Source organism: Pedobacter sp. 01N416 (genome assembly GCF_056399685.1).
In genome coordinates, this window is the sequence record NZ_JBFTRT010000432.1 from 1 (window position 1) to 4474 (window position 4474).

Consider the following 4474-nt stretch of genomic DNA (forward strand, 5'->3'; position numbering starts at 1 on the left):
CAGCATAGCACTCCAGTTTTCCAAGTACCAAATATCGTGTTCTACCCGCTTTACCATTTTGTAATCTTCCTTCGTTTCACCACGGTAACCGTTTACTTGTGCCCAACCTGTAATACCTGGTTTTAAAAAGTGGCGAACCATAAATTGATCTACAATACCTTTGTACTGTTCGGTATGGCTCAACATATGTGGTCGGGGCCCCACCACACTCATGTGCCCCATAAATACATTAAAGAATTGTGGCAGCTCATCTAAGCTTGATCTCCTAAGGAATTTACCTATCGATGTAATACGATCATCATTTTTACTCGCCTGCCGTTTATCACTGTCAGCATTCATGCGCATGCTTCTAAATTTAAAACACCAGAAAGGCTCATCGTCCCGGCCACTTCTCAATTGCTTAAATAGTACTGGGCCTTTACTTTGCATTTTAATTAACAAAGCAATAATGGGATATAACCAACTTAGCACGAATAGAATAACCAGGCCACTAAATACCACATCAATTGCACGTTTCTTAAATCGGTTGTGTATTTTCTCTAAAGGCTCAGAGCGTAATGAAATTACTGGAAATTCGTTACCCAAATAACTTACCGTATAAGGTGACAATAAGGCGCCACTAATATCCGGAATAAACTTTAAGCGCACACATTGACGTTCTGCCTCTTCTGTTAATAATGCCATATCAGCCATCCTTTCTGGAGCGATGGTCACATAAATATCTTTAATCCCTTTATCAACCGCCATTTTAAATTGACGGCCTACAACATCAGAAATTTGACCATTCCGATCTAGGTAATCTTCTGGCATATCATTGATAAACCCATGAAATTCGATATAACGTTGTTTCTCAAAATAACTGGCCAATTGCAAACCTGTAGGATTATTCCCCATAATGGCTACAGATTTAACACCTCGTAAATGATTAAATAGTAAAAACTGAAACGAGGTCCCAATAAAACGGTTCACTAAAAATAGAATGGCCAGCATACCATAAAAAATCACCAGAAAAGATCTCGAGAAATCATTTTGTTTAGAAAAGAAAAGGTAAATAGAAAACAACACTGCATGTAAAACCACACTTTTCCAAGTTCCGCGATAGATTCGCTCAATCCTACGCGACCCATATTCGCTATAAAGTCCAAAACTTGTAGTGCTCACAATCCAGATCAGATTACACACCACGATATAATGCCATTGTAATTCAGAACTTACGGCTTTACCCATATAAGCGGTAAATTCGTAGGCAAAAAAGTACACAATATTGACCATAATCAGGTCAGTTATTGGTAAAATATATTTAAGTATAAATAAGTAACGTGTTTGCATAGGCTTAAAGGGAAGACTTAAACATTTATCCTCTGTTTTTGTTTTAAGTGAATCGTAATGAACAAAATTAATGCCTAAAACCTGAACGCAAAGTTAAATAAACATTAACAAATTAAAAACCAATATTTTTTTACAATATAAACTTAATAATAAGCATTATAAAGAAGAATATTTATGAGCTAATAAATAGTCGACTAATTCAACTTTTCTGTAGATTCATAGAAATTGTATTCTCTTCTTTGAAATACTTATCTATAGAACCAAATCCTTTAATTGGCAAGGACAGATTATTTGTCGTACCATTCCTCTCTTAGGGATCTTAACTGAGACAATAATTTGCTTATAGATAGGAATCATTTTAATATTTATGACAATTATTGACGTGGTCAAATATTAAGACACTTTTTTCTTAGCATTATAAATATCTATAAAATGGGCTTCATATTGACTTATAATATTATCCCAGGAGAATGTTTCATTGATTTTAAATTCGTTCCTAGTTATTAAATTCAAATTATCTTGCYTTTTAACCTTTCTCAGTACATCGCAAACATCATTTTGGTTTCTAAAGTAAAATGCATCGGCACCTAAAATCGATTCGTTGAAAATGTTTTGGTTTGCGACAACTAGTGATTGAGAAGCCATAGCTTCAAGTAATGAAGGGTTTGTTCCCCCCACAGTATGACCATGGAAATATAAGTTAGAAAAATGCCTTAGGTTATTTAAAATATTAATGTCGTAAATCCCTCCAACAAAACAGATATTTTTAAAATGTTTAAATTTATCTTTTAAGTAAGTTCCAAACTTAGTATTGTGTTTTCCAACTACCAAAAATTTGCTAGACTGATTGGCCATCACCACACCATCTAAAATTATCTCAATACTGTTCTCAGGTTCCAACCTTGCAATTAACATATTATATTCAAACGGTTTAACATCATATTTTATAATTAACTCTTCATTTGGGATTTTAAAAATGTCTGCCCCATAAGGTATATAGAGGGAATTTTTGCTATATGTTTCTCTTAAGTAGTCTTGAATCCCAATTGAATCAGATATCAAATAATCACTAAACTTAATACCTAATTTTTCAGCATATTTAAGAAATTTTTTAACCTTTGGAGAAAATTTGGTTCTTTTCCACTCCAGTCCATCTACATTTGTTGTGATTATTGATGTCCTACGAGGCAAAAGCCAACCCCAAATAGAGCTACTGGTGTAACCAAGTTGTAGTATGATATCAAATTTTCTAATTCTACTGTCTAGTATACAATTAAAATCGTATATAAACTGTCCTATTGTCCCAATTTTATCTTCCGGATCATAGCGATGAATCAATTCAACTCCATTCCAAGTCCTTTCTTGAAATGGATGTTTATGAGAATTGTAAACACTAACGGCATGTCCTCTCTTGGTAAGTCCAATAGAGAGATATTCCGCAAACTGCTCAAATCCGCCATAGTGATTTGGTATTCCTCTTGTTCCAATAATTCCTATATTCATTGTATATTATACTTCCTTTATATCGATAGACACTTAGCCTACTACTTCTGTTAACTATGCACGAGTTGTTACCTATTCCACTGTACGGTTATTAACGAGCATATAAAATAAATTTCAAGATCAACATCTATTTCGCTTTCACAGGTTTAGTAAGAAAATTTAAACATATTCTCGTCCTTTTGTTTTAACAATTATAACAAAAGTTAATATTCATATTATGTAAAGCAAAAAAGATTGCAGAAACAAAAAGTGTCTTCATCCACGCAAATAGTTGATTAATACGTCTAATTTAAACCCTAAAAAAGACTATAATAAACGAGAAACTACCTATTTCTCGATATCTTATAAGTGCYAAGCATATTTACTCCCGTGATCGTTAACCATATCCTTAGCCACTTGCTTAATTTCTTGTTCTTCCGATTTTGGATAAATCAAAAGCACATCACCATCATCAACAACAATGTAGTTATCTAATCCTCTTATTACCGCTGCTTTGTCATTGGGTAAGTGTATAATGCAATTGTTCGTATCTTTCAAATTAATCTTTTCTAAGTTTACCATGTTGTTAGCAGCATCTTTTTCGCCAACCGCGTGTAAAGATGCCCAGGTGCCTAAGTCCGACCAGCCAATATCAGCAGGTATAGTGTATACATTATCTGCTTTTTCCAGTATCGCATAATCAATAGAAATATTAGGGCTTAATGGATAATTTTCGGTAATAAATTTGGCTTCATCAACTGTATTATAAAAGAGCAAACMGCTTTCAAATACTGTAGTAATTTCCGGAGCATGCTTTTCAAATGCTTTCTTCAACGAACTTGCTGACCAGATAAATATGCCTGCATTCCAAACACAATCGCCACTTTTTAAATATTCCTCAGCTTTAGTCAAAATAGGTTTCTCCATAAAGGCATTTACTTTTTTAATTTCATCTGGTACACCTTGATTCTCGATACTCAAATCTTGATACTTAATGTAACCATAGCCCGTATCTGGTCTCGTCGGTGTAATGCCTAGGGTCAATAAGGCATTATTTTTCGAACTGAAATCCAATGCCCCTTCAATCTTCTCCAAAAACACCTCTTCCTTTAAAATCAAGTGATCGGAAGGTGCAACAACAATATTTGCCTTTGGATTTAGTTTCGAAATCTTATAAGTAGCATATGCAATACAAGGCGCCGTATTATTCCGGCTTGGCTCCAACAAGATATTCCGCTGCAAGATGGCTGGCAACTGTTCGGTAACCAAATCAAAATAACCTTCATTCGTCAATATGTAAATCTGATCATTTGGACATATCTTTAAAAAACGTTCATAGGTGAGTTGTAACAGAGATTTGCCAATTCCTAAAATATCAATAAACTGTTTTGGGAAATGGTTACGACTTTTGGGCCAAAATCGAGAACCAACTCCCCCCGCCATAATAAGAACATAGGTATTTTTATTAAAATTCATATTTTTACTTCAGGTAAATGCAATTGCAATGCTAATTTGAATAAAATGCGTTTTTTTTTAAATCATTATAACCTAGGCCCCTCTATTTTTTATTATTTTGGCGGGAATCCCTCCTATTATTACTTTTCCTGGAAAAGATTTGGTTACAACACTTCCTGCGGCTACGACAGTGCCGGAACCAATAGTT

At 34.2% G+C, this 4474-nt stretch carries 3 protein-coding genes; all 3 read right to left on the reverse strand.

Going from position 1 to position 4474, the window contains the following annotated elements:
- Positions 1 to 1329, reverse strand: a 1329-nt coding sequence (locus AC1DND_RS20695; protein WP_477584524.1) for an exopolysaccharide biosynthesis polyprenyl glycosylphosphotransferase, incomplete at its 3' end; no start/stop codon positions are given.
- A 393-nt stretch (positions 1330 to 1722) separates the two neighbouring features.
- Entirely contained in the window at positions 1723 to 2832 is a 1110-nt protein-coding gene (locus AC1DND_RS20700) for a DUF1972 domain-containing protein (RefSeq protein ID WP_477584526.1), read from the reverse strand.
- A gap of 342 nt (positions 2833 to 3174) precedes the next feature.
- A complete protein-coding gene (locus tag AC1DND_RS20705) occupies positions 3175 to 4287 on the reverse strand; it encodes a mannose-1-phosphate guanylyltransferase (RefSeq protein WP_477584528.1) in 1113 nt (370 codons plus the stop codon).
- Positions 4288 to 4474: the final 187 nt, after the last annotated feature.